This is a genomic window from Streptomyces sp. NBC_01717 (assembly GCF_036248255.1).
In the GTDB taxonomy this organism is placed as follows: Bacteria; Actinomycetota; Actinomycetes; order Streptomycetales; family Streptomycetaceae; genus Streptomyces.
In genome coordinates this window covers 3,458,593-3,482,660 of the sequence record NZ_CP109178.1, presented here as the reverse complement: position 1 = coordinate 3,482,660, position 24,068 = coordinate 3,458,593, and the positions used below count along the sequence as shown (strand labels likewise).

Genomic DNA, 24,068 nt, shown 5'->3' with positions numbered 1-24,068 from the left:
GACTCAGACCTCGAGCATTCGGGTCCACATCTGCGGGAAATCCGGCAGGGTCTTGGCGGTTGTCGCCACGTTTTCGATCTCCACTCCGGGGACTGCGAGGCCGATGATCGACCCCGCGGTGGCCATCCGGTGGTCGTCGTACGTATGGAAGGTACCGCCGTGCAGCGGGCGCGGCTCGATGTACAGCCCGTCGGAGGTCTCGGTGACGCGGCCGCCGAGCTCGTTGATCTCCTTGGTGAGCGCGGCCAGCCGGTCCGTCTCGTGCAGTCGCAGATGGGCGACACCGCTGAGCGTGGAAGGGGAGTCGGCGAGGGCCGCGACCGCCGCGATGCCCGGGGTGAGTTCGCCGACCTCGCCGAGGTCGACGTCGATGCCGTGGATGCGCCCCGAACCGGTGAACGTGAGACCGCGCTCGGTCAGCTCGCAGTTGCCGCCCATCGCGGTGAAGATCTCGCGCAGCGCGTCACCGGGCTGGGTGGTGCGCAGCGGCCAGTCGGGGATCGTGATCCGGCCACCGGTGACCAGTGCCGCGGCCAGGAACGGCTGCGCGTTGGAGAGGTCCGGCTCGACCGTCAGATCACGGCCGAGAAGCGCCGACGGGGAGACCCTCCAGACGTTCGGCTCGCCGCCCGTCTCCGGCTCGTCGACCTGGGCGCCGACGACCCGCAGCATGTCGACCGTCATCCGGATGTGCGGCATCGACGGGAGCCGGGAGCCGGTGTGACGCACCTCCACGCCCTGGTTGAAACGCGGCGCCGACAGCAGCAGCGCCGAGACGAACTGGGAGGACGAGGACGCGTCGATCGCCACCGGGCCGCCGTCCAGCGCACCGCCGCCGTGCACGGTCATCGGCAGCGAGCCGCGCCCGTCGTCGTCGATCCTGGCGCCGAGCACCCGCAGCGCGTCGATCACACCGTTCAGCGGCCGCTCGTACGAACGCGCGTCGCCGTCGAAGTGGATCGGCCCGTCGGCGAGGGTGGCGACCGGCGGCAGGAAGCGCATGACCGTTCCGGCGTTGCCGACGTCGATCGTGGTGGGGCCGTGCAGCCCGGCCGGGATGACCCGCCACGCCTCCCCTGAGCCGTCCGGGCCGACACCCTCCTCGATGCCCACACCCATCGCGCGCAGCGCCTGCGCCATCAGCAGGGTGTCGCGGGAGCGCAGCGGGCGGCGCAGCCAGCCCGGCTCGGCGGCGAGGGCGGCGAGGACCAGCGCCCGGTTGGTGACCGATTTCGATCCGGGCACGGTGACGGTGGCGTCGACGGCTCCGCTCGCATGGGGGGCGGGCCAGAGGGCAGGGTGCACGGAACTTTCGGTCATGGCCCTCACTTTAGTGGCTCACCGCAAACCCGGATCTTGATCAAACAGGCGGAAACCGGGGCGTAATACAAGCGTGGTACCGACCGCAACGAACCCGGGGCCGGACGCCGCCGCCCCTCACAGGCCGAGCAGCCAGCGGCCTCCGCCGATCAGTGAGCAGAGCGACACCGCGTGGAAGAGGAAGAGCCACAGCGCGGCCGGGACGTCCGTGAGCCGGGACAGCTGGTCCGCGTCCGAGTCCGGTGCGCCGCCGCGGCGGCGCTTCGACTGGAGCTCGAACGCCGGACGCACACCGCCGAGCAGCAGGAACCACACCGCGGTGTATGCGAACAGCGACTGCACGTCGGGCGAGGCGAGCCAGGACACCAGCAGGAAGGCCGAGCCGGTGAAGATCACCGTGAGCGCCCCGTACACATTGCGGATCATCACCAGCATCACGGCGAGCAGGGCGGTCGCCACCCACAGCAACAGCGTGATCCTGCCGCTGCTGAGCAGCCACGCGCCGCCCAGTCCCAGCAGCGGCGGCGCGGTGTAGCCCGCCGCCGCGGTGAGGATCATGCCGATACCGGTGGGCCTGCCACGGCTGACGGTCAGCCCGCTGGTGTCCGAGTGCAGCCGGATGCCCTGCAGCTTGCGCCCGGTGACCAGAGCGACCAGCCCGTGGCCGCCCTCGTGCGCGATGGTGATCGTGTTGCGGGAGACCCGCCACAGGACGTTCGGCACGACGGCGATGAGCGCGACCGTGGCCGTCACGACCACCAGCCACTGCTCGGGTGCGGGCTGGGTGCCGAATATGCGATCCCACAGATCGCCGAGATCGGTGCTGTCCATGGTGCGGGCGGCTCCTTGCGGTCGTGCCGGTGGGTCGTGGCAGTCTGGCACTTATGTGCGGACGGTATGCAGCGAGTCGGCGGCCCGAGGATCTGACCGGACTCTTCGGCGTCGAGAAGTGGGAACCGGCGGAGGCGCTGGAGCCCGACTACAACGTGGCGCCGACCAAGGAGGTCTACGCCGTACTGGAACGCCCGGTGAAAGACGCGGATGATCAACGTCCGGTTCGCCAGCTGCGCGCACTGAAATGGGGACTCGTGCCCTCCTGGGCCAAGTCGCCGGAGGGCGGCGCCCGGATGATCAACGCCCGGGCGGAGACGGTCCACGAGAAGCCGTCGTTCCGCCGCCCCTTCGTCTCACGGCGCTGCATCCTGCCTGCGGACGGCTACTACGAGTGGGTCACCGGTACCGACGAGCGGCAGCTGGAGGAGCAGGGGAGGAAGAAGCGCCCCCGCAAGCAGCCGTACTTCGTGACGCCCGCGGACGGATCGGTCTTCGCGATGGCCGGACTGTACGAGTTCTGGCGCGACCGCACCCTGCCCGACGACCACCCGCAGGCCTGGTGGGTGACCTGCTCCGTGATCACCACCGAGGCGGAGACCACCCCGCTCGCCGTCGCCCCCGCCGAGGGCCCGGCGGCGCTCGCCGACATCCACCCCCGGATGCCGCTGATGCTCACCCCGGACCGCTGGGACGCCTGGCTGGACCCCTCGCACACGGACATCGAGGGACTTCGGGCACTGCTCGCACCACCGCCCGGCGGACTGATGCGGGCCTACCCGGTGGCCACCGCCGTCAGCAACGTCCGCAACAACGGACCCGAACTGCTGGAGGAGCTGGCCGCGCCGGAGGTCGGCACACTCTTCTGACCGGGCAGGATGAGTACGTGAGTCCCACAGAGACAGCTCGTACGACGACCGAGACGGTCGACACCGACGCCGGGTCGGCCCGGATCACCTGGCTGCCCGCGAAGAAGCCGCGCCTGGTGCTCGCCGCCGGTCACGGCGCCGGCGGCGGCATCGAGGCCCGTGACCTCCAGGCACTCGCCGCCGCGCTGCCCGCCCACGGAGTGAGCGTCGCCCTGGTGGAGCAGCCGTGGCGGGTCGCAGGGAAGAAACTCGCACCCGCCCCGAAGACCCTGGACACCGGCTGGCGCGGCCTGTGGCCCGCGCTCACCGCCCCAGGGCTCCCGGTCGTCGCTGCGGGACGCAGCGCCGGTGCCCGGGTGGCCTGCCGGACGGCGACCGAGCTCGGCGCCCACGCGGTCCTCGCGCTCAGTTTCCCGCTGCATCCGCCGGGCAAGCCGGAGAAGTCCCGCAAGGACGAGCTGCTCGGCTCGGGTGTGCCCACGCTCGTCGTGCAGGGCGGCCACGACCCGTTCGGACGGCCCGCCGAATTCCCCAGGGGGGAGTATGAGATCACCGAGGTGCCGTACGGGGACCACGGGTTCGCCGTCCCGAAGAAGGCCGACCTGACCCAGGATCAGGCGATGGAGATCCTCACCGCCGCCGTCACCGCCTGGCTGGACCGGCTCCCGTAACACCCGGCCCGTCCCCCTCGCACACCGGGCACGCCTCCTTTCGGGTGGATCGGATCACCCTCGCGGAGACCGGCCACAGCCCCGGGAATGTTGAGTAGGGGGCCACTGTTGTTGCGGACATCGGTACATCAACGTCGTATGTGGAGAGGGAGTCCGTCGCATGGGTTCGACCATCTGCCCGCGCCGCTCGAACGCCGCTGACCTGGAGTGGACGGTGCTGCACGCGGCGAAGACCGCTCCCGAGCGGGCACTGAGCGGATCGGATCGACAGCCCGCGTCGAAGCAAGGTCGACTATTCTCCGATTCGAGCGGGTCCGGTTTCGGATCCGCCACAGCGTTGGAGGAGGTGGGTCCGGTCACCGGTACCGACACAGGGACCGACGACGGCCGCGCGGAGGAGACGACCGCCGAGCGCAACGCGCGCTTCGAGCGGGACGCCCTCGGTTTCCTCGACCAGATGTACTCGGCCGCGCTGCGCATGACGCGCAACCCCGCGGACGCCGAGGACCTGGTCCAGGAGACGTATGCGAAGGCGTACGGCTCCTTCCACCAGTTCCGCGAGGGTACGAACCTCAAGGCATGGATGTACCGCATCCTCACGAACACCTTCATCAATTCGTACCGCAAGAAGCAGCGAGAGCCTCAGCGCAGCGCCGCCGAGGAGATCGAGGACTGGCAGCTGGCGCGCGCCGAGTCGCACATGTCGACAGGTCTGCGCTCCGCCGAGTCGCAGGCTCTCGACCATCTTCCGGACTCGGATGTGAAGTCCGCACTGCAGGCGATTCCCGAAGAGTTCCGCATCGCGGTTTATCTTGCGGATGTAGAGGGCTTTGCCTACAAGGAGATCGCGGACATCATGGGGACTCCCATCGGTACGGTGATGTCCCGACTGCACCGGGGCCGCCGCCAACTGCGCGGCATGCTGGAGGACTACGCCCGTGACCGCGGGCTCGTCCCGGCCGGTGCCGGAGAGTCGGACGATCGGAAAGGCTCGGGCTCATGAGCTGCGGAGAGCCGCACGAGACAGACTGCTCAGAGGTCCTCGATCATCTCTACGAGTTCCTCGACCATGAGATGCCCGACAGCGACTGCACCAAGTTCGAGGTGCACTTCGAGGAGTGCTCCCCGTGCCTGGAGAAGTACGGCCTGGAGCAGGCTGTGAAGAAGCTGGTGAAGCGCTGCTGCGGTCATGACGACGTGCCGACCGATCTGCGCTCCAAGGTGATGGGCCGGATCGACCTGATCCGCTCGGGGCAGGCCGTGCCGGATCAGGACGTGGTGTCCGAGTCCCAGCTGCCGACCGCCGCCAGCGAGTGACGGCCGGCAGGTGAGGGCCGGAGAGTGACGGGCGGCAGCCGCTGAGCGGTGGTACGTCCCGTAGCTCCCTCCTCCGTCTGTACGTGTGAGGGCGCGCTGCGACAGTCGCAGCGCGCCCTCACACGTACCACCGGTACGGCGTACACACCGCCCGAACTCACCCGAACGTGCTAATCACGCACATCGGCACTCGATCAAGGGCCCAACTCGCTAGCCTGGCGCCTCCATTGACCATCGTTGGGGGGCGGGTGGGGCGGGTGAGAGCCACACCGTTAGCGGCGCGCGCGCACATTCTGACCGCAGTGGTCTGTGCCACGCTCTGTGCGCTGCCCGCATTGCGTCCCGGTGCGGGGATCGCGTGGACCACCGTCGGACTGCTCACTGCGCTCTATCTGGCCTGCGAGCTTCCGGGCCGCTGCCGCCTCCTCGGCAGCTCCGTGCCGATCAGTGCCGGATCGTTCTTCCCGCTGCTGCTCGCCGCCGCGTTCCTGCTGCCGCCCGCAGCCGCCGCGCTGGTCGCGATCCCCGGCTCGCTCGTCGGCCGGGTCGAGCACGCGCCCGCCACGGCCCGCCGCATCTGGCGGGCGGCCCAGCTCGCCCTCACCGTCTGGGCGGCGTCGTGCGTCCACGGTCTGCTCGGCGGCGGCGCCACGCTCGGCGGACCGGGTCCCGAACGGCTGCCCGACTTCCCGTACGCGCTGCTGCCCGCCTGCGCCGCCGCGCTGGCCTTCAGCCTCGTCCTGACCGCCCTGGACGGCTCGATCCTGGCCACGGCCGAACGCCTGCCGCTGCGACACGCCTGGAGCGGGCTCCTGCCGCGCTCGCTCGGACCGCACCTGGTGCACGGTCTCGCCGGGCTGATGATGGCCGTGCTGTGGCGCAGCTCGTACGGACCGGTGTCCGCGCTCTTCGTCCTGCTGCCGATGTACATCTCCTGCTGGATCTTCTCCCAGTACCACCGTGAGCACGCCGCACACCGCGCCACCATCAGGGCGCTCGTGCAGGCCGTCGACATCAAGGACACGTACACCCGCGGGCACAGCGAGCGCGTGGGGCGGGCCTCCGTACTGATCGCCAGGGAACTCGGCATGGCCGAGGACCGCCTCGAAGTGCTCCGCTTCGCCGGGATCCTGCACGACGTCGGCAAGCTCTGCGTCCCGACCCGGGTGCTGCGCAAGGACGGGCCGCTCACCCCGGAGGAACGGCGCGTGATCGAACTGCATCCGGAGTACGGGCACGAGATCGTCCGGGGCATCGGCTTCCTGGGCGAGGCGCGCGCGGCGATCCTGCACCACCACGAGCGGCTCGACGGCAGCGGCTACCCGTACGGGCTCAGCGGGCGGGAGATCCCCGAGTTCGCGAGGGTCGTCGCGGTGGCCGACGCGTTCGACGCGATGACGTCGACACGGTCGTACCGGAGAGGGAGGCCGGTGCCGGCGGCGGTGGAGGAGCTGAAGCGGTGTGCGGGCACGCAGTTCGATCCACAGATGGTGCGGGCGCTGGCGCGAGGCCTGGACCGGCACGGGTGGTCGACGGCGTCGACGGTGGTGACGGCCGACGAGACGGTGCCGGTGCCAAGGGTGGGGGAGGGGACGGGGGCAGGGGCCGTCCGGAGGCCGGTTCGCCCGCGATCGCCTGACGGGCCCGAACCGGCTGCCGGTCGTGCGGTGCCCGGTGACGGGCTCGATGCGGCCGGCGGTCGTGCGGTGGCCACCAACGGGTTCGGGCTCGCTCCTGGGGCGCAGTCGTCCGTGGACCGGACCCGGTGAGTCGCGGTCGGGGCCGGACGCGGCTGCCCCCCGCCGTCCTGGCCGTCCGAGGCGCCGCCGGTGCGCTCGCCGTAGCCGGGCTCGCCCACACCCTCTGGCACGGTCTCCACGAACCCGGGCTCGCCCTCGCCTTCGGTGTGCTCATCACCGTCGGTGAGCTGGCCCGCTGGGGTGCGCTGCCCGGTGAACGGGAGCCCGCGCCGATCGGCGCCGCCGGAGCGCTCGCGTACGCGCTTCTCGGCCGCAGCGGCGGCGAGCCGACCAGCCACGGAGCCCTTCAGGTCATCGCCGTTCTCGTCGCGGCGCAGCTCGTCGCCGCCGTGCCCCATGTGGCACGCGGCAGCGGGCCCACCGCCGATCAGGTGGCCCGGCGGATCGTCATCGTCTCCTTCGCCGCCGTGTGCTTCCAGCCGCTCCACAACTCCGGCCGGTCAGCCGTCTGGTTCGGCGACGGCCCGTACTTCGCGCTCTTCCTGCTGGTACTGCTCGTGCTCACCGCCCTGTGCGACGCGGTGCTCGGCGCCCTGCTGCTGCGGTCCGGTACCCCCTTCCCGTACGGGCCGCTGCTCCGTGACGAGCTGCGCGCTCTGCTGGGCATCGGTTCGGCGGTCTGCGCGACCGGGGCGGTGATGGCCCTGGGGGTCTCTGTCGCCGGCCTGTGGGCGCTGCCCGTGCTCTGTGTGCCGCTGCTGCTGACGCAGGTGTCGTTCCGCCGGTTCGTCGCGGTGCGCACCACCTACCGGCAGACCATCACCTCGCTCGCCCGGTCCACCGAGATCGCCGGCTACACCCCGCACGGGCATGCCCGCAGAGTGGCGGTGCTCTGCACGGCCGTCGGCCGCGAGCTGGGGCTCTCCGGGGCCGAGCTGACCGTGCTGGAGTACGCGGCCCTGATGCACGACATCGGACAGCTCTCCCTCGTCGATCCGGTGCCCGACGGGGCGACCGCCCCGCTGCCGGCCGCCGAGCAACGCCGGATAGCGCTGCTGGGCGGCGCCGTCGTCCGGCAGACCGGGGTGGACACCGAGATCGCCGTCGTGGTGGAGCGGCAGGCCGACCCGTATCGCGAGCAGCCGCTGCCCGCCCGGATAGTCCGGGCTGTCAACGCATACGACGACCTGTGCGGGGAAGGTCTCAGCGGGCCGCTCGACGCACTGGAACAGCTCAGGCTCGGGACCGGCCACGACTATCAGCCGGAGGTCGTGGAATCGCTCGCGCGCGTGCTGGCCCGGGGCGGTCTGACCCCCGTCCTGCCTGGGTAACCCATGGGTAATGAGCGGGCGTCCGGCTGGGCATGGTTGGATGCGAAGAAGACCGGAAAACGAGGGTGTCCGAGTCGGGACAGGCGGGAATCGTGAAGATCTTCGGGAAGGTACGGCATCGGCCCTCCGCCTCTTGGCGGCAGGCCACGGACCGCGCGTTCACGCTGATCGGCGACGGCCGGTACGAGGATGCGGGCGCGCTGCTGACACGGGCGGCGGACCTGGAGCCCTGGCTCTCCGAGTCGTGGTTCAACCTGGCGCTGCTGCACAAGTTCCGGCACGACTGGGAACAGGCGAGGGCGGCCGGCCTACGGGCCGTGGCGCTGCTCGACAAGGAGTCCGGCGCCCCGGACTGGTGGAACGTCGGGATCGCCGCCACCGCACTGCAGGACTGGCCGCTCGCCCGTCGCGCCTGGCAGGCCTACGGCCTGAAGGTACCCGGCAGCGGCCAGCACACCGCCGCGGCCAACAGCGAGCCGGCCGGCATGGAGCTGGGCAGCGCGGCTGTACGGCTGTCGCCCGAGGGCGAGGCCGAGGTCGTCTGGGGCCGCAGGCTGGACCCGGCGCGGATGGAAGTGCTTTCGATCCCGCTGCCGTCCTCCGGGCGGCGCTGGGGCGAGGTCGTCCTGCACGACGGGGTGCCGCACGGCGAGCGGGTGACCGCGGCCGGCCCCTCGTATCCCGTGTTCGACGAGATCGAGCTGTGGGCGCCGTCCCCCGTACCCACCTGGGTGGTGCTTCTCGAAGCGGCCACGGAGGACGACCGGGACGCCCTGGAGCAGCTGGCGTCCGACGCCGGGTTCGCCGCCGAGGACTGGTCGTCGTCCGTACGGCTGCTCTGCCGGGCCTGTTCGGAGAGCCGGATGGAGAGCGACGAGGGCGACGGTGAGCACCTCGATCCGCATGACCACAGCGAGCCCGGCCATCCGGGCCCGCTGGGCCACCGGACCGCCGGTGAGCTGTGGGTGCCTGAGCGCGAGTGCGGGATAGCGGCGCCGGCGGGGCTGGTCCGCGGACTGCTGGACGGCTGGGTGGCGGACAGCCCGGACAGCCGTGAGTGGCGGGATCTCGAAGAAGTCTGCTGAGCCGTGCGTCCGCGGCCCGGCCGTTACGCTGTACGGGCATCGATTCGGGTTTTGAGGAAGGCGTGCGGCGGACATGGCGCAGCAGGAGACGGACGAGCAGATCAGCGTCGACGACGAGGGATTCGTCGTGGACACCGAGGACTGTGAGGCGCGTGAGGCGGCGTACCGCGAGCGTGGCACCTCCCGGCCGATCACGGTCGTGGGCAACCCGGTGCTCCACAAGGAGTGCAAGGACGTCACCGAGTTCGGCGACGAGCTGGGCAAGCTGATCGACGACATGTTCGCCAGCCAGCGGACGGCTGAGGGCGTGGGCCTGGCCGCCAACCAGATCGGTGTGGACCTCAAGGTCTTCGTCTACGACTGCCCGGACGACGACGGTGTGCGGCACGTGGGCGTCGTCTGCAACCCGGTGCTGGACGAGCTGCCGCCCGAGGAGCGCGTCCTGGACGACTCCAACGAGGGCTGCCTCTCCGTCCCGACGGCATACGCCTCGCTGGCCCGCCCGGACTACGCGGTGGTGCGCGGACAGGACGCCAAGGGCAACCCGATCAAGGTCCGCGGCGACGGTTACTTCGCGCGCTGCCTTCAGCACGAGACGGACCACCTGTACGGCTACCTGTACATCGACCGGCTCTCGAAGCGCGACCGCAAGGACGCGCTGAGGCAGATGGCGGAGAACACGCCGCGCTACGAGATCGTGCCGAACGACTGACGTTCCGGATTCCACCGAGGGCAGGTTCGGTCCGGTGGGCGCCCAATTGGGGCATCCGGCACCGGACATGGAAGGGCCCCACGCGCCGGCGATCAGATGATCCGGCGGGCGGGGCCCCGTTCGGTGCGGCATCGGGCGGGTTTCACCGTCAGCCGGGTCGCATCGGGCGGATGGCGCCCTCAGCCGGACCTCGTCAGGCGGCGCGCGCCGTCAGCCGGGTCGCGCCCGTCGTCTGCACCGCGGCGCCGTCCGACGCACGCTCCGTCAGATGCAGCTGCGAGATCGCGTTGCGCAGCGTCAGCGCACCCGCCCCGGTGTCCAGCTGCCAGCGCTGGGTACGCGCGGTCGTCGAGCAGTTCGCGAGTGACAGTTCCGCCCCCACCTCCAGCGGCGCGCCCAGATACTTCTTGCCGCGCACCGCGTCCAGGCACTGACCGTTCTCCGTGGACCGCACCGTGTAGTACCCGTCGGCGGTCGCCGTCAGCGCCCAGGAGGCCGCGCTGTTCCTGACCAGGGACACGCCCGCACCCGCCGCGGGGGCCAGCGCCTTCGCACCCGTGGTCAGCCGGTACGTACCGTCGGCGAGCGGGGCGCGGTCGGTGTTCTCCCAGCCCGGCGCGTGACCGATCTTCCGGGCGAGCGTCTCGAAACCGGCGTACGTCGGGCTCGGCTTCGGACCGCCCCAGGTCGCCTGCGCCACGAAGCGCAGGGGCATGAAGACCTTCGTCTCCACCTCGTTCTCCGTTTCGGCCGCCGCGCTGTCCGGCCACAGGCTGATCTTCGCGCCGGTGAGGTTCGCCGCCCCCTGGGTCAGCGTCTGACCCTCGAAGCTCAACGGCGTCCAGTCACTCTCGTACAGCTTCTGGGTCTGCATCGTGAAGCCGCCGCGCACCAGGTAGAGGGAGTAGGCGGAGTTCATGACCGGCCGGCCCTCGGCGAGCAGCGAGGACGGCTGCTGGATGGAGCCGCCGCCCAGCCAGTGCTCGACGGTGATGTCACGGTCCAGCGGGACGACGGCGTTCTTGCCGACGAGCCCGTCGTTCCAGATCCGCAGCGACCTGCCGTCCGCCTTCACATGCGCGTTGACCTGGTTGATGAAGTCGGTGAAGAGATCGTCGGGGGTGGCCGACGCACCGAACTTCGCGCGCGCCGCGGCCTGCAGCTGGGGGTAGTCCGGGTAGGAGGAGCCGATCATGTACTCGTCGGCACCCATGTGCCAGTAGCGGGTGTCCCAGACCTTCAGCGCCTCGTCGACCATCGAGGTGTAGTACGCCAGGGCCTCGGGCCGGGAGATGTCGAGCCGGGGCGGGGAGGCGACGCCGTTCTGGTCCTTGAGCTGGAGCTCCGGGTGGTTCTCCAGGTAGGTGTCCATGTGGCCGGGGGAGTTGATCTCGGGCACGAGCTCGATGTGGTACTTCCTGGCCATCGCGACCAGCGTGCGGACCTGAGGCTTGGTGTAGTAGCCCCAGAACGCCGACGCCGGGTCGGTGTCGCTCTTGACCTTGGCCTCGATCCACAGCTGGTTGAGCTTCTGCGACGCCATGTCCTTCATCAGCCGCTCGAACCACTGTGTCGATATGTTGATGTAGCAGGCGCAGACCCCGACTCCACGCTCGCGGTACGCGGGTACGTCGGTCGCCGAACCCCGCGCGGCGCGGCCGTCGTCGTTCAGCAGCTGGAGGACGGTCCGGGTGCCGTAGAACACGCCGGTGGAGGTCGCGGCGGTGACAGTGATGCGGGTACCGACCGTGAGCCGGTAGCCTTCCGCGCCCAACAGGCCCTTCTGGGACGGGTCCTGGCGCAGCACGATGTCCCCGGAGCGGGCCGCGTGGCCCCGCGACACCGACGCCTTGCCGTTCAGTTCGCCGGCGAATCGGCGTGCGTCGGCGGCCGTACGGCTGTCCCGCACTCCGTCCAGCACGATTCCCGCCCGATCGGTGAGCGTGAACTCGCCCTGACCGCCGTGCCATTCGCGGAGCGTGGGCAGCACCTCGGGCGGGGTCGCGGCGGCCGAGCCGCCCTCGGCCGCCGCGCTCTGCCAGGGCAGCAGCGCGGCGGCGAGCGCCGTCACCACGGCTCCGATGGTCCTTCGTCTTGCCATCCGCATGTCCATGCGCCCGACCCTTGCGGGAAGCGGGGCCCGTGGTCCATGGACTGATGCAGAAAATGGTTGGACGAATGATCGGAGGTCAGGTCCGATGTGGATCAGGCGGCTTCGGGGACGGACATCGGGCCACGGAACGTGCGGCGGTAGGAATTCGGAGTGGTACCGAGGGACTTGACGAACTGATGGCGCAACGCGGCGGCGTTTCCGAAACCAGTACGGCCGGCGATCCCATCCATCGTTTCATCGGAGGTCTCCAGCAAGTGCTGTGCCAGGAGAACTCGTTGTCGTAGCAGCCAGCGGTACGGGGTGGTGCCCGTCTCCTGCTGGAAGCGGCGCGCGAAGGTGCGCGGGGACATGTGCGCCTGGGCGGCGAGCTGCTCGACGGTCATCTCCTGGTCCAGGTGGCGCTCCATCCAGGCGAGCGTCCCGCCGACCGTGTCGCAGGCGGTGCGCGGCAGCGGACGCTTGATGTACTGCGCCTGGCCGCCGTCCCGGTGCGGCGGCACCACCATGCGGCGGGCGATGGCGTTGGCGACATCGGGGCCGTGCGCCTGACGGACCAGATGCAGACAGGCGTCGATCCCGGCGGCGGTGCCCGCCGAGGTGATGACCGGCCCCTCGTCCACGTACAGCACATCGGGCTCGACGACGGCCCGCGGGAAGCGGCGGGCCAGCTCGGCGGAGTGGCGCCAGTGGGTGGTGCAGCGGCGGCCGTCCAGCAGCCCGGCCGCGCCGAGGACGTACGCACCGGAGCAGACGCTCAGCACGCGCGCGCCGCGGTCCACCGCGCGGCGCAGGGCGTCCAGGACCTCCTCGGGGTACTCCCGGTCCATGAAGTGGCTGCCGGCCGGTACGGCGACGAGGTCGGCCTCCTCCAGCCGGTCGAGTCCGTGCGGAGTGCTGATGGTGAACCCGGCATGGGTCCGCAGCACCGGGCCTTCCGCGGAGACCACCGCGAAATCGTGGACCGGCAGACCCTCGTCGCTGCGGTCGAGGCCGAACACCTCGCACAGCACGCCGAGTTCGAAGGGGTGGACCTCGTCCAGCAGGAGAGCGGCGACATTCTTCAGCATGCCATCAGTGTGGCAGTAATTCGATGCTGTGTGGCAGTCCTGCCACTGCCGGAATGCGGCCGCACAGACGACAGTAGAGGCATGAACACATTCACGAACTTCCTGGCCATAGCCGCACTTTTCGCTCTCGTCCTGCTGCCCGCACTCATCGGGCTCGCCCGGGAGCGCCGGATCGACCGTGAGCTGCGCGCCGCAGAGAACGAACGGCGGGCGGAGCCCCCGGAAACGGCAGGCGCCGCGCAGCCGGTCACAGCCACGCGGCGCCCGTACCCCAGGGTCGGTGCCAGGGTCTAGAAGTCGTCGTCGAAGGCGACCGAGCCCTCCACCGCCACCTGGTACGCCGACGGGCGGCGCTCGAAGAAGTTCGTCAGCTCCTGAACACCCTGCAACTCCATGAACGAGAACGGGTTCTCGGAGCCGTAGACCGTCGGGAAGCCGAGCCTGGCGAGCCGCTGGTCGGCCACGCACTGCAGGTACTCGCGCATCGACTCGGTGTTCATGCCCGGCAGACCGTCGCCGCACAGGTCACGGCCGAACTGCAGCTCCGCGTCGACGGCCTCCTTCAGCATGTCGGTGACCTGCTGCTGGAGTTCGTCGTCGAAGAGGTCGGGCTCCTCCTTGCGGACGGTGTCCACGACCTCGAACGCGAAGTTCATGTGCATCGTCTCGTCACGGAAGACCCAGTTGGTCCCCGTGGCGAGACCGTGCAGCAGGCCGCGCGAGCGGAACCAGTAGACGTACGCGAACGCGCCGTAGAAGAACAGCCCCTCGATGCACGCCGCGAAGCAGATCAGGTTCAGCAGGAAGCGACGGCGGTCGGCCCTCGTCTCCAGCCGCTCGATCTTCTCCACCGAGTCCATCCACTTGAAGCAGAACTGCGCCTTCTCGCGGATGGACGGGATCTCCTCGACCGCGTCGAACGCTGCCGCGCGGTCGTCCGGGTCGGGCAGATACGTGTCGAGCAGCGTCAGATAGAACTGGACGTGCACGGCCTCCTCGAAGAGCTGCCGCGACAGATACAGCCGCGCCTCGGGGGAGTTGATGTGCTTGTACAGCGTCAGCACGAGGTTGTTCGACACGATCGAGTCGCCGGTCGCGAAGAACGCGACGAGCCGGCCGATCATGTGCTGCTCGCCGGGGGACAGCTTGGCGAGGTCGGCCACGTCGGAGTGGAGGTCGACCTCCTCGACCGTCCAGGTGTTCTTGATCGCATCGCGGTAGCGCTCGTAGAAGTCCGGGTAGCGCATGGGCCGCAGCGTCAGTTCGAAGCCCGGGTCGAGCAGGTTCTTCTCGGTGTTGCTCATTACTGGCAGGCCTCGCAGGACTCGGGGTTTTCGAGGGAGCAGGCGATCGCGTCCGCGTCGGGAGCCGTCGTCTGCTGTACGGGAATGGGGAGGGCGGCTGAGGCCTGGCCGGATGCCGCGCGGGCGATCCGGGTCGCCGGGCGCGAGCGCAGGTAGTACGTCGTCTTCAGCCCCTGCTTCCAGGCGTACGCGTACATCGAGGAGAGCTTGCCGATCGTCGGCGTCTCCAGGAACAGGTTCAGCGACTGGCTCTGGTCGAGGAACGGCGTACGCGCCGCCGCCATGTCGATCAGACCGCGCTGCGGGATCTCCCACGCCGTGCGGTACAACGCCCGTACGTCCTCCGGGATCCAGGCGAACCCCTGCACCGAGCCGCTCGCCTCGCGCAGCGCCTCACGGGTGCGCGCGTCCCACACGCCGAGCTTCTTCAGCTCGTCCACCAGATACGCGTTGACCTGGAGGAATTCGCCGCTGAGCGTCTCGCGCTTGAAGAGGTTGGAGACCTGCGGCTCGATGCACTCGTACACCCCGGCGATCGAGGCGATCGTGGCGGTCGGCGCGATGGCCAGCAGCAGCGAGTTGCGCATACCGGTCTTCGCGATCCGGGCACGCAGCGCGTCCCAGCGCTCCGGCCAGGTCAGCTCGGTGGCGTAGTGGTCGGGGTGCAGCACACCGCGGGCGGCGCGCGTCTCGGACCAGGCGGGCAGCGGACCGGACCGCTCGGCGAGGTCGCAGGACGCCTCGTACGCGGCGAGCATGATCCGCTCGGAGATCTTCGTGGAGAGCGCGCGGGCCTCGGGGGAGTCGAACGGCAGCCGCAGCTGGAAGAAGACGTCCTGGAGCCCCATCGCGCCCAGACCCACCGGGCGCCAGCGGGCGTTGGACCGGCCGGCCTGCTCGGTCGGGTAGAAGTTGATGTCGACGACCCGGTCGAGGAACGTCACGGCCGTACGGACGGTGGAGTCCAGCCGCTCCCAGTCGATCTCACCGTCGGCCACGAACGCCCCGAGATTGACCGAACCGAGGTTGCAGACGGCCGTCTCGCCGTCGTCGGTGACTTCGAGGATCTCGGTGCACAGGTTCGACGAGTGGACGACGCGGCCCGGCTCGGCGGTCTGGTTCGCGGTCCGGTTGGAGGCGTCCTTGAAGGTCATCCAGCCCTGGCCGGTCTGCGCGAGGGTCCGCATCATCCGGCCGTACAGCTCACGCGCCGGCATCGACTTGCGGGCCAGGCCCTTGGCCTCGGCGGCCCGGTACGCGGCGTCGAACTCGTCGCCCCACAGGTCGACCAGCTCGGGCACGTCGGCGGGCGAGAACAGCGACCAGTCGCCGTCCGTGTCGACCCGGCGCATGAACTCGTCCGGGATCCAGTGCGCCAGGTTGAGGTTGTGCGTACGCCGCTGGTCCTCACCGGTGTTGTCGCGCAGCTCCAGGAACTCCTCGATGTCCGCGTGCCACGTCTCCAGGTAGACGGCGGCGGCGCCCTTGCGGCGGCCGCCCTGGTTCACCGCGGCGACCGAGGCGTCGAGTGTCTTCAGGAACGGCACGATGCCGTTGGAGTGCCCGTTGGTGCCGCGGATCAGTGAACCGCGGGCGCGGATCCGGGAGTACGAGAGGCCGATGCCGCCCGCGTGCTTGGAGAGCCGTGCCACCTGGTGGTAGCGGTCGTAGATCGAGTCGAGCTCGTCCAGCGGCGAGTCCAGCAGATAGCAGGAGGACATCTGCGGGTGCCGGGTACCGGAGTTGAAGAGTGTGGGGGAGGAAGGCAGGTAGTCGAGGCGGCTCATCAGGCCGTACAGCGAGGCGACCTCGTCCAGTGCGCGCGCCGAGTCGTCCTCGGCGAGACCGGCCGCCACCCGCAGCATGAAGTGCTGGGGCGTCTCGATGACCTGACGGGTGTGCGGGTGGCGCAGCAGATAGCGGCTGTGCAGCGTCCGCAGCCCGAAGTAGCCGAACCGGTCGTCGGCGCCGTCGGCGAGCGACTGCTCGACCAGCGCGTCGAGCCGGGCCGCGTGGAGCGCCACGAACGCGGCCGTGCGGTCCGCGATCAGACCCTCGCGGTGGCCGACGGCGACCGAGGCGGAGAAGGACACCGCGCCCTGACCGGCCGCCTCGTCCGCGATGGTGCGGGTGAGGAGGCGGGCGGCGAGCCGGGAGTACGCGGGGTCCTCGGAGATCAGACCCGCGGCGGCCTCGGTGGCCAGCGAACGCAGCTCTGCTTCGTCCGACCGGGCGTTGCGGCCGCGCAGCGCGGCGGCGGCGACGCGTCCGGGGTCGGTGTCGGGCAGATCGACGGTGAGGTCGGTCAGGGTCCGCAGCAGTGCGGTCCCGGGTCCGTCGTTCGTGGTTCCCGTGGACTCGGCGACTGAAGCCGGATCGGCTGGCGCGATGGTCATGTGGTGCTCTCCCTCGCTCGGCTCGGGGCCGGGCGGGGAGCGGGGGCAGCCGGGCAGAGGCGTGCCCGGGAAAGGGGACAGCACTCCGTGCGGCGTCCACCGGCCCATCCGCGAGGCCCGGACGTCTGGGCGTCCGGATCGGTCGAGCCGGACGCGCTGTCGGCAGGTCCTCGGACTTACAGGGTGCGCAAAAGTGCACCGATCACACCGTTGCGGGACAGTTCCGGATTCCCACCGGATTTCCCTGCGGCGACAGCGAGCACGAGCATACATGTGGGGGCCGCCCGTTGAGGCAGCCCCCACATGTTGTGTCGTTCGGGGTTCACAGGGTGAGGCTGTAGGTCAGCAGCTGGAGGCCTGGAATGGGATACCAGTCGCGCTCCGGAGTCCGTACGAAGCCCAGGCGGTGGTAGATCCGGTGGGCGGCGAGCATGGTCGACTGCGTCGACAGGACGAGCCCCGCGACGCCGTCCGTACCCCGTGCGCGGTCGATACAGGCCCGTACGAGCGCCTCGCCCGCCCCGAGGCCACGCGCCTCCCGCGCGACGGCGAGCATCCGGAATTCGGCCTCGTCGGGGCCGGCGATGTCGGCCCACGGGTTGCCGGGCGGAGCGTATGTCACGCCGCCCAGTACCCGGCCGTCGGCGCCGACCGCGACGAGCACGTCGGCCTCGGCGGCGCGGCGCGGCACGTCGCGGAGCTGTTCGAGATACGGGTCGTCGGCACCGAGGTCGAGCAGGCCGTCGTCGAGGTACGCGTTTGCGGTGATCTCGCCGAGGAGGGGGTGTTCGGTGGGGTCGACGGGCCTGATCGATATGTCCATGGCGGAAGTGTGCCGTACGGGGGTGGGGGCCGGGGGCAGCTGCCCGGGTACACCAGGGGCGCCGATCCTGTCCGAAACCTGTGTGGCCCGGCGGGCGACGGATCCTTCCTCCGTCGCCGGCCGGGCCACATTTCTTGCTGGCGTGCAGGACTAGCTGGTCGACGGGCTCGTGTCGGGGGAGGAGGCCGGCTCAGGCCTGGCCAACGGGAGTTCGACCTTCACGCCCGGGTCGCCCGCGTCCGCCGTGTAGTCGGCAGGTGACGTCTCGTCGATTCCGGCCGGGGCCTTCACCGCGTTCAGGACGAACGTCAGCACCACCGTCACCACCACGTTCAGCACGAACGCGGTCAGGCCGATGTAGCCGATCTCGCCGATCCCCGGGATCTCCTTCGAGGAGCCGCCGAAGTGCGCCTGGGTCGGGCTCGCCACCCCGTACGCGGCGAGCGTGCCGTAGACCATGCCGACCGCCCAGCCGGCGAGCAGCGCCCAGCGGTGGAACCACCGGGTGAACAGGCCGCCGACCAGTGCCGGGAACGTCTGCAGGATCCAGATCCCGCCCAGCAGCTGGAAGTTGATCGCGACCGTCTTGTCCATCGTGAGGACGAAGGCGAGCGCACCGACCTTCACCAGCAGCGACACCAGCTTGGAGACCTTCGTCTCCTGGGCCGGGGTCGCATCGGGCTTCAGGAAGTCCTTGTAGATGTTCCGGGTGAAGAGGTTGGCGGCGGCGATCGACATGATCGCGGCGGGCACCAGCGCGCCGATACCGATCGCGGCGAACGCCACCCCGGCGAACCAGTCGGGGAACATGTTCTCGAACAGCTGCGGGATCGCCAGCTGCCCGTTCTGCACCTTGACCCCGGCGGCGATCGCCATGAAGCCGAGCAGCGCCAGCAGGCCCAGCATCAGCGAGTACAGCGGCAGGATCGTGGTGTTGCGCCGGATCACGTCACGGCTGCGGCTGGAGAGCGTCGCCGTGATCGAGTGCGGGTACATGAAGAGCGCGAGCGCCGAACCCAGGGCCAGAGTGGCGTAGCCCCATTGGCCCGTCTCGCCCGGTGCGAGCGCTCCGCGCGGGGCGCCGGTCGCCGGGTTCTTCTGCGAGAACGCCTCGCCGGCCTTGGCGAAGATGTCGTCGAATCCGCCCAGCTTGATCGGGATGTAGATGATCGCCACCGCGATGACCAGGTAGATCAGGCCGTCCTTGACGAACGCGATCAGTGCGGGGGCCCGCAGCCCGGAGGAGTACGTGTACGCGGCGAGCACCGCGAACGCGATCAGCAGCGGCAGGTCCTTGACGAACCAGTGCGTGGTCTCGCCGCCGCCGACGCCCATCACGTCCAGCACCGCCTGGATACCGACGAGCTGCAATGCGATGTACGGCATCGTGGCGAGGATGCCGGTGACGGCGACCGCCAGCGAGAGCCCCTTCGATCCGAAGCGGCCGCGGACGAAGTCCGAGGTGGTGACGTACCCGTGCTTGTGCGACACCGACCACAGCCGCGGCAGGAAGGTGAAGATCAGCGGGTACACCAGGATGGTGTACGGGACCGCGAAGAAGCCGGCCGCGCCCGCCGCGTAGATCGCGGCAGGGACGGCGACGAAGGTGTACGCGGTGTACAGGTCGCCGCCGAGCAGGAACCAGGTGACCCAGGTGCCGAACGACCGTCCGCCCAGCCCCCATTCGTCGAGGCTGGCCTCGTTCTCGGCCTTGCGCCAGCGCGCGGCCATGAAACCGATGACCGTGACGGCCAGGAAGAAGAAGATGAAGACGCCGAGCGCGACGCCGTTCACGCCGTCCTTCATGCGGAAGCACCCCCCTTGCGGGAGCGCTGGTCACGCTGCCACAGCTTGTACGCGACCATGGTGAGCGCGGTGGAGATCAGCACCCAGAGCATCTGGTACCAGTAGAAGAACGGAATGCCGATGAAGGTCGGGTCCACCTTCGCGTACGAACCCACCCAGAGCATCGCCACGAACGGCGCGACGAGACAGAGGGCGATGACCACCCTCATAGGTGTGACCGTTGGTGGTTTCGTATCTGTTTCTTCTGGCATATGGCGACTCCGTCCCCTCGCTGACCACCTGTTGTAATGCGCAGGAAATCTAGGGGAGAGTTCCGACCAGCGTCACCCCCTGTCCGCATTTCGGTCCGGCAACGGTGTGCCGAGGCCGGGGGCGAGGGTGCTGTCAGGGGATCCCACTCCTGATATTCCGTCCGCATTCAGGTAGTTGGCCGAGCAGGAGCCAGGTCCCGCCGTCTCAGTCGGTCGGCCGCTTCAGACGCGCCACGAACTTGTAACGGTCGCCGCGGTACACCGACCGCACCCACTCCACCGGTTCGCCCTGTCCGTCCAGGGAATGACGGGACAGCATCAGCATCGGCAGGCCCACGTCCGTACCGAGCAGGCCGGCCTCGCGCGGAGTGGCGAGCGAGGTCTCGATGGTCTCCTCGGCCTCGGCCAGCCGTACGTCGTACACCTCGGCCAGCGCTGTGTACAGCGAGGTGTACTTCACGAGTGAACGGCGCAGTGCGGGGAAGCGTTTGGCCGACAGGTGAGTGGTCTCGATCGCCATCGGTTCGCCGCTGGCCAGGCGCAGCCGCTCGATCCGCAGCACCCGGCCGCCGGTGGTGATGTCGAGCAGCCCGGCGAGGGTGTCGTCGGCCGTGACGTAGCCGATGTCCAGCAGCTGCGAGGTCGGCTCCAGCCCCTGGGCGCGCATGTCCTCCGTGTACGAGGTCAGTTGCAGGGCCTGCGAGACCTTCGGCTTGGCCACGAACGTGCCCTTGCCCTGGATGCGTTCCAGCCGGCCCTCGACGACCAGCTCCTGGAGCGCCTGGCGCACGGTCGTACGCGAGGTGTCGAACTCGGCGGCCAGGGTCCGCTCCGGCGGCACGGGGGTGCCGGGCGGCATGGTGTCCGTCATGTCGAGGAGGTGGCGCTTGAGGCGGTAGTACTTCGGCACGCGGGCGGTACGCGTGGCCGCACCGGTGCCCGCGCCCGTCTCGTTCTCCGAACTGCCCCCGTCGGCACCCATCGCCCGCCTTCCCGACTGCTGCGCTGCTGCCGTCACCGGCTCCTCCATCTGTCGCGGCTCACATGGTGGCACGGTCCGGTCACGGCTCGTCGCCCTCCCTCAGGTGTCGGTCCTATAACGGACGCGAGTGCACTTCTTATACACCCTTGACACCCCTAAAGGTCTAGGCCAAGCTCCCGGTACTGGTCTAAACCATTAAAGACCAGGTCCCAGCCCCACGGGCAGTACCCGTCGTATGAGGTTGTGCGACGGACGGCGATCTCGGGTGGTGGGGGGAATTCTCTTGCATCCCTGAGGAGGGTGTCGTGAAGCGCGGACTCATCGCGGCCATTGGTGTCGTAGCTCTCATGGCCGGTGCCACTGCCTGTGGCTCGGACGACGGCAAGGGCGACAGTGGCAAGAAGACCGGCCCCGACAGCTACAAGGGCCAGACGCTGACCGTCTGGGCCATGGACGGCTCCACGCCTCCCGGCTGGACCAAGGACCTGACCGCGGCCTTCAAGAAGAAGACCGGCGCCACGCTGAAGTTCCAGACCCAGAAGTGGGACGGCATCCAGCAGAAGATCACGACGGCCCTCTCCGAGTCGACCCCGCCGGACGTCATCGAGGTCGGCAACACCCAGACCCCGGCGTACGCGGCCACCGGTGGCCTCGCCGACCTGAGCGACCTCAAGCAGGAGATCGGCGGCGACTGGGTCGACGCGCTCAACAAGTCCTCGGTCTTCGACGGCAAGCAGTACGCCGCCCCGTGGTACTTCGCCAACCGCGTCGTCATCTACAACAAGAAGGTCTGGGCCGACGCCGGCATCAAGGACACCCCGAAGACGCGCGACGACTTCTTCAAGGACCTCGACGCCATCAAGAAGAAGGGCAAGGCCGAGCCGATCTACATGCCCGGCCAGAACTGGTACTTCTTCGACGGTCTGACCATCGGTCAGGGTGCGGACCTCGTGAAGAAGGAAGGCGACAAGTACGTCTCCAACCTCTCCGACCCCAAGGTCGCCGCGGCCATGGAGCTCTACAAGAAGTACCAGTCCTACTCCAAGGCCCCCAAGGACAAGGACGAGGCGACCCCGCAGCAGGCCGAGGTCTTCGCCAAGGGCAACGTCGGTGCCTTCATCGGCATGGGCTGGGAGGCCGGCACGGCCATCGCGGCCAACAAGAAGATCGAGGGTGACATCGGCTACTTCACCATCCCGGGTGAGACCGCCGACAAGCCCGAGGGCGTCTTCCTCGGTGGCTCCAACTTCGCCGTCGCCGCGGGCAGCAAGAAGCAGGACCTCGCCAAGGAGTTCCTGAAGCTCGCCCTGTCCGACCAGTTCGAGGGCCAGCTGGCCAAGGAGAACGGCGTCATCCCGAACAAGGAGTCGCTCAACTCCAACCTGACCGGCAACGGCGCCGCCGAGGCCGCGGCCCCGGCCGCCGTCGGCGGTGGCACCACCCCGCTCATCCCCGAGTGGGCCGCTGTCGAGAACGCGCCGAACCCGATCAAGAGCTACATGACCGCGGTTCTGAACGGCAAGTCCCCGGCCGACGCCGCCAAGGCCGTCGAGTCGGAGATCAACAAGCGTCTCTCGCAGACGAGCTGACCGCACACGCCGGGGGGCGGGCGTCGCCCGCCCCCCGGCGCTCCCGCGTGACTCGACCGTACGGCCCGAGAAGAGATGGCGAGCATGTCAGTGCAGACCGAACAAGTGGACTCGGTCCCGGCAGCCGGCGTCCGCAAGGATGACGCGCCTCCCGGCGGCCCTGCCGCATCGAGCAAGAAGCGGGTCGGTGGCCCGGCCCCGTATCTGCTCCTCCTGCCCGCACTGCTCGTCACAGCGGTGCTCCTGGGCTATCCGCTGGTCAAGAACGGCATGCTGTCGTTCCAGAACCTCAACCCGCGCCAGCTGATCCTCCACCTGACCGAATGGAACGGCTTCGACAACTACACCGAAGTCCTCGGCAGTTCGGACTTCTGGAAGGTCGTCGAGCGTTCGATCTTCTTCACCGCCGCCAACGTTGTCCTGATCATGGTGCTCGGGACCCTGATCGGCCTGCTGCTCGCGCGCCTCGGCAAGAAGATGCGGCTGCTGCTCATGCTGGGCCTCGTGCTCGCCTGGGCCATGCCGCTCATCGCCGCGACCACGGTCTACCAGTGGCTGTTCGCCCAGCGCTTCGGTGTCGTCAACTACGTGCTCGACGGTCTCGGCTGGCACTCCATGGCCGACTACAACTGGACGAGCACCCAGTTCTCCACCTTCTCGCTGGTCACCCTGGTGATCGTCTGGATGTCCATCCCGTTCGTGGCGATCAACCTGTACGCCGCGTCGACGACGATCCCCAAGGAGCTGTACGAGGCCGCGTCGCTCGACGGCGCCGGAACCTGGAAGAGCTTCACCTCGGTGACGTTCCCGTTCCTCAAGCCGTTCCTGCTGGCCACCACGTTCCTCGAAGTCATCTGGGTCTTCAAGTCCTTCGCCCAGCTCTTCGCGATCAACGGCGGCGGCCCGGACCGGCTCACCGAGACCCTGCCCGTCTACGCCTTCGTCGAAGGTGTCGGCAACCAGCACTTCGGCATGGGTTCGGCCATCTCGTTCCTGACGATCATCGTCCTGCTGGCGATGACCGGCTACTACCTGCGCACCGTACTCAAGCAAGAGGAGGACGAGCTGTGAGGCGCTCACTGATCGGCCGGATCTGGCCCAACGCGACGGCAGTCGTCCTCTTCATAGCCTTCGCCTTCCCCGTCTACTGGATGTTCAGCACGGCCTTCAAGCCGACCGGCGACATCATCACCGACACCCCGGTGTGGTTCCCCACCGACATCACCTTCGACCACTTCGAGAAGGCCGTCGCGGCCGACCACTTCTGGACCCTGGTCCGCAACTCGTTCACCGTCACCGTGCTCTCCGTGGCTGCCTCGCTGGTGATCGCGCTGCTGGCGTCCTTCGCGATGGCGCGCATGCGCTTCAAGGGCCGGCGCGGCATCCTGCTGACCTTCATGATCGCGCAGATGGCGCCGTGGGAAGTCATGGTCATCGCGATCTACATGCTGGTCCGCGACGCGGACATGCTGAACAGCCTGGTACCGCTGACGATCTTCTACATGATGATGGTCCTGCCCTTCACCATCCTGACGCTGCGCGGCTACGTCGCCTCGGTGCCGAGGGAGCTGGAGGAGTCCGCGATGGTCGACGGCTGCACCCGCCCGCAGGCCTTCATGAAGGTGATCCTGCCGCTGCTCGGCCCCGGCCTGATGGCGACCTCGCTCTTCGGCTTCGTCACCGCCTGGAACGAATTCCCGCTCGTCCTCATCCTCAACAAGGACATCGAGTCGCAGACCCTGCCGCTCTGGCTCTCCCAGTTCCAGACCGCGTTCGGTGACGACTGGGGGGCGACCATGGCCGCCTCCTCGCTCTTCGCCGTACCGATCCTGATCCTCTTCATCTACCTGCAGCGCAAGGCCGTCAGCGGTCTTACCGACGGCGCCGTGAAGGGATAACGC

22 protein-coding genes and 1 riboswitch are annotated in these 24,068 nt (G+C 69.2%); of the genes, 12 read left to right on the top strand and 10 right to left on the bottom strand.

Features of this window, described 5'->3' with window-relative positions; translation table 11 throughout:
- Positions 1 to 3 precede the first annotated feature (3 nt).
- On the bottom strand, positions 4 to 1,320 hold the full coding sequence (gene aroA, locus OHB49_RS15625; RefSeq protein WP_030969766.1) for a 3-phosphoshikimate 1-carboxyvinyltransferase: 1,317 nt from the start codon (positions 1,318 to 1,320) through the stop codon (positions 4 to 6).
- A gap of 117 nt (positions 1,321 to 1,437) precedes the next feature.
- Positions 1,438 to 2,151, bottom strand: coding sequence for a M50 family metallopeptidase (locus OHB49_RS15620; protein WP_030969767.1), 714 nt, complete (start codon positions 2,149 to 2,151; stop codon positions 1,438 to 1,440).
- A gap of 53 nt (positions 2,152 to 2,204) precedes the next feature.
- Between OHB49_RS15620 and OHB49_RS15615 the strand changes: the two genes are divergently transcribed.
- The 8 genes from OHB49_RS15615 to def all read left to right on the top strand — a co-directional run bounded on the left by OHB49_RS15615 (position 2,205) and on the right by def (position 9,836).
- Positions 2,205 to 3,020: an SOS response-associated peptidase gene (locus tag OHB49_RS15615; protein WP_329160940.1), complete on the top strand. Its 816-nt coding sequence runs from the start codon at positions 2,205 to 2,207 to the stop codon at positions 3,018 to 3,020.
- A 17-nt stretch (positions 3,021 to 3,037) separates the two neighbouring features.
- Positions 3,038 to 3,691, top strand: a complete 654-nt coding sequence (locus OHB49_RS15610) for an alpha/beta hydrolase family protein (protein ID WP_329160938.1) — start codon at positions 3,038 to 3,040, stop codon at positions 3,689 to 3,691.
- A gap of 346 nt (positions 3,692 to 4,037) precedes the next feature.
- The gene (locus OHB49_RS15605; protein ID WP_030915605.1) at positions 4,038 to 4,694 is read left to right on the top strand and encodes a sigma-70 family RNA polymerase sigma factor; all 657 of its coding nucleotides are present in this window, start codon (positions 4,038 to 4,040) and stop codon (positions 4,692 to 4,694) included.
- Positions 4,691 to 5,008, top strand: coding sequence for a mycothiol system anti-sigma-R factor (gene rsrA, locus OHB49_RS15600; protein ID WP_329160937.1), 318 nt, complete (start codon positions 4,691 to 4,693; stop codon positions 5,006 to 5,008). The genes OHB49_RS15605 and rsrA overlap by 4 nt, the downstream gene beginning before the upstream one ends.
- A 257-nt stretch (positions 5,009 to 5,265) precedes the next feature.
- On the top strand, positions 5,266 to 6,777 hold the full coding sequence (locus OHB49_RS15595; RefSeq protein WP_329160936.1) for an HD-GYP domain-containing protein: 1,512 nt from the start codon (positions 5,266 to 5,268) through the stop codon (positions 6,775 to 6,777).
- Positions 6,774 to 8,039, top strand: a complete 1,266-nt coding sequence (locus OHB49_RS15590) for an HD-GYP domain-containing protein (RefSeq protein WP_443079526.1) — start codon at positions 6,774 to 6,776, stop codon at positions 8,037 to 8,039. The genes OHB49_RS15595 and OHB49_RS15590 overlap by 4 nt, the downstream gene beginning before the upstream one ends.
- A 92-nt stretch (positions 8,040 to 8,131) precedes the next feature.
- Positions 8,132 to 9,124, top strand: coding sequence for a tetratricopeptide repeat protein (locus OHB49_RS15585; RefSeq protein WP_030969778.1), 993 nt, complete (start codon positions 8,132 to 8,134; stop codon positions 9,122 to 9,124).
- 73 nt (positions 9,125 to 9,197) lie between these two features.
- Entirely contained in the window at positions 9,198 to 9,836 is a 639-nt protein-coding gene (def, locus tag OHB49_RS15580) for a peptide deformylase (protein WP_329160935.1), read from the top strand.
- 193 nt (positions 9,837 to 10,029) lie between these two features.
- Here def and OHB49_RS15575 read toward each other — a convergent pair whose 3' ends face one another.
- Both OHB49_RS15575 and OHB49_RS15570 read right to left on the bottom strand, forming a co-directional pair.
- Positions 10,030 to 11,943 carry a family 20 glycosylhydrolase gene (locus OHB49_RS15575; RefSeq protein ID WP_443079659.1) on the bottom strand — a complete coding sequence of 638 codons (1,914 nt, stop codon included), beginning with the start codon at positions 11,941 to 11,943 and terminating at the stop codon, positions 10,030 to 10,032.
- A gap of 98 nt (positions 11,944 to 12,041) precedes the next feature.
- On the bottom strand, positions 12,042 to 13,016 hold the full coding sequence (locus OHB49_RS15570; protein WP_030969784.1) for a GlxA family transcriptional regulator: 975 nt from the start codon (positions 13,014 to 13,016) through the stop codon (positions 12,042 to 12,044).
- An 81-nt stretch (positions 13,017 to 13,097) separates the two neighbouring features.
- On the opposite strand from OHB49_RS15570, the gene OHB49_RS15565 reads away from it, so the two are divergent.
- Entirely contained in the window at positions 13,098 to 13,310 is a 213-nt protein-coding gene (locus OHB49_RS15565; RefSeq protein ID WP_329160932.1) for a hypothetical protein, read from the top strand.
- Here the strand turns inward: OHB49_RS15565 and OHB49_RS15560 are convergent.
- The 6 genes from OHB49_RS15560 to OHB49_RS15535 all read right to left on the bottom strand — a co-directional run bounded on the left by OHB49_RS15560 (position 13,307) and on the right by OHB49_RS15535 (position 20,578).
- Entirely contained in the window at positions 13,307 to 14,320 is a 1,014-nt protein-coding gene (locus OHB49_RS15560) for a ribonucleotide-diphosphate reductase subunit beta (RefSeq protein ID WP_329160931.1), read from the bottom strand. The two genes, OHB49_RS15565 and OHB49_RS15560, sit on opposite strands and share 4 nt — an antisense overlap.
- Positions 14,320 to 16,716, bottom strand: coding sequence for a ribonucleoside-diphosphate reductase subunit alpha (locus tag OHB49_RS15555; RefSeq protein WP_329160930.1), 2,397 nt, complete (start codon positions 16,714 to 16,716; stop codon positions 14,320 to 14,322). The genes OHB49_RS15560 and OHB49_RS15555 overlap by 1 nt, the downstream gene beginning before the upstream one ends.
- A gap of 144 nt (positions 16,717 to 16,860) precedes the next feature.
- Positions 16,861 to 16,985, bottom strand: a riboswitch (cobalamin riboswitch).
- 53 nt (positions 16,986 to 17,038) lie between these two features.
- Positions 17,039 to 17,539, bottom strand: coding sequence for a GNAT family N-acetyltransferase (locus tag OHB49_RS15550; protein ID WP_329160928.1), 501 nt, complete (start codon positions 17,537 to 17,539; stop codon positions 17,039 to 17,041).
- Positions 17,540 to 17,689: 150 nt separating this feature from the next.
- Positions 17,690 to 19,345 (bottom strand): monocarboxylate uptake permease MctP, encoded by a 1,656-nt coding sequence (mctP, locus tag OHB49_RS15545; RefSeq protein WP_030969791.1) that lies wholly within the window; start codon positions 19,343 to 19,345, stop codon positions 17,690 to 17,692.
- Entirely contained in the window at positions 19,342 to 19,596 is a 255-nt protein-coding gene (locus tag OHB49_RS15540; protein ID WP_030915647.1) for a DUF3311 domain-containing protein, read from the bottom strand. Before OHB49_RS15540 ends, mctP begins: the two co-directional genes overlap by 4 nt.
- Before the next feature lie 205 nt (positions 19,597 to 19,801).
- Positions 19,802 to 20,578 carry a GntR family transcriptional regulator gene (locus tag OHB49_RS15535; protein ID WP_030969792.1) on the bottom strand — a complete coding sequence of 259 codons (777 nt, stop codon included), beginning with the start codon at positions 20,576 to 20,578 and terminating at the stop codon, positions 19,802 to 19,804.
- Between the two features lie 305 nt (positions 20,579 to 20,883).
- Between OHB49_RS15535 and OHB49_RS15530 the strand changes: the two genes are divergently transcribed.
- The 3 genes from OHB49_RS15530 (at position 20,884) to OHB49_RS15520 (ending at position 24,065) form a co-directional block, all read left to right on the top strand.
- Complete coding sequence (locus OHB49_RS15530) at positions 20,884 to 22,167, top strand: extracellular solute-binding protein (protein ID WP_030915652.1); 1,284 nt, start codon at positions 20,884 to 20,886, stop codon at positions 22,165 to 22,167.
- An 84-nt stretch (positions 22,168 to 22,251) separates the two neighbouring features.
- Positions 22,252 to 23,238 (top strand): carbohydrate ABC transporter permease, encoded by a 987-nt coding sequence (locus OHB49_RS15525; RefSeq protein WP_329160924.1) that lies wholly within the window; start codon positions 22,252 to 22,254, stop codon positions 23,236 to 23,238.
- Positions 23,235 to 24,065 carry a carbohydrate ABC transporter permease gene (locus tag OHB49_RS15520; RefSeq protein WP_030969801.1) on the top strand — a complete coding sequence of 277 codons (831 nt, stop codon included), beginning with the start codon at positions 23,235 to 23,237 and terminating at the stop codon, positions 24,063 to 24,065. Before OHB49_RS15525 ends, OHB49_RS15520 begins: the two co-directional genes overlap by 4 nt.
- Positions 24,066 to 24,068: the final 3 nt, after the last annotated feature.

Bases quoted from the DNA above. Each gene is read 5' to 3' on its own strand.
- OHB49_RS15615 (WP_329160940.1), top strand. From the start codon at position 2,205: ATGTGCGGACGGTATGCAGCGAGTCGGCGGCCCGAGGATCTGACCGGA.
- def (WP_329160935.1), top strand. From the start codon at position 9,198: ATGGCGCAGCAGGAGACGGACGAGCAGATCAGCGTCGACGACGAGGGA.
- aroA (WP_030969766.1), bottom strand. From the start codon at position 1,320: ATGACCGAAAGTTCCGTGCACCCTGCCCTCTGGCCCGCCCCCCATGCG.
- OHB49_RS15535 (WP_030969792.1), bottom strand. From the start codon at position 20,578: ATGGGTGCCGACGGGGGCAGTTCGGAGAACGAGACGGGCGCGGGCACC.
- OHB49_RS15555 (WP_329160930.1), bottom strand. From the start codon at position 16,716: ATGACCATCGCGCCAGCCGATCCGGCTTCAGTCGCCGAGTCCACGGGA.
- OHB49_RS15570 (WP_030969784.1), bottom strand. From the start codon at position 13,016: ATGCTGAAGAATGTCGCCGCTCTCCTGCTGGACGAGGTCCACCCCTTC.
- OHB49_RS15560 (WP_329160931.1), bottom strand. From the start codon at position 14,320: ATGAGCAACACCGAGAAGAACCTGCTCGACCCGGGCTTCGAACTGACG.
- OHB49_RS15575 (WP_443079659.1), bottom strand. From the start codon at position 11,943: ATGCGGATGGCAAGACGAAGGACCATCGGAGCCGTGGTGACGGCGCTC.
- mctP (WP_030969791.1), bottom strand. From the start codon at position 19,345: ATGAAGGACGGCGTGAACGGCGTCGCGCTCGGCGTCTTCATCTTCTTC.
- OHB49_RS15540 (WP_030915647.1), bottom strand. From the start codon at position 19,596: ATGCCAGAAGAAACAGATACGAAACCACCAACGGTCACACCTATGAGG.
- OHB49_RS15525 (WP_329160924.1), top strand. From the start codon at position 22,252: ATGTCAGTGCAGACCGAACAAGTGGACTCGGTCCCGGCAGCCGGCGTC.
- OHB49_RS15550 (WP_329160928.1), bottom strand. From the start codon at position 17,539: ATGGACATATCGATCAGGCCCGTCGACCCCACCGAACACCCCCTCCTC.
- rsrA (WP_329160937.1), top strand. From the start codon at position 4,691: ATGAGCTGCGGAGAGCCGCACGAGACAGACTGCTCAGAGGTCCTCGAT.
- OHB49_RS15565 (WP_329160932.1), top strand. From the start codon at position 13,098: ATGAACACATTCACGAACTTCCTGGCCATAGCCGCACTTTTCGCTCTC.
- OHB49_RS15620 (WP_030969767.1), bottom strand. From the start codon at position 2,151: ATGGACAGCACCGATCTCGGCGATCTGTGGGATCGCATATTCGGCACC.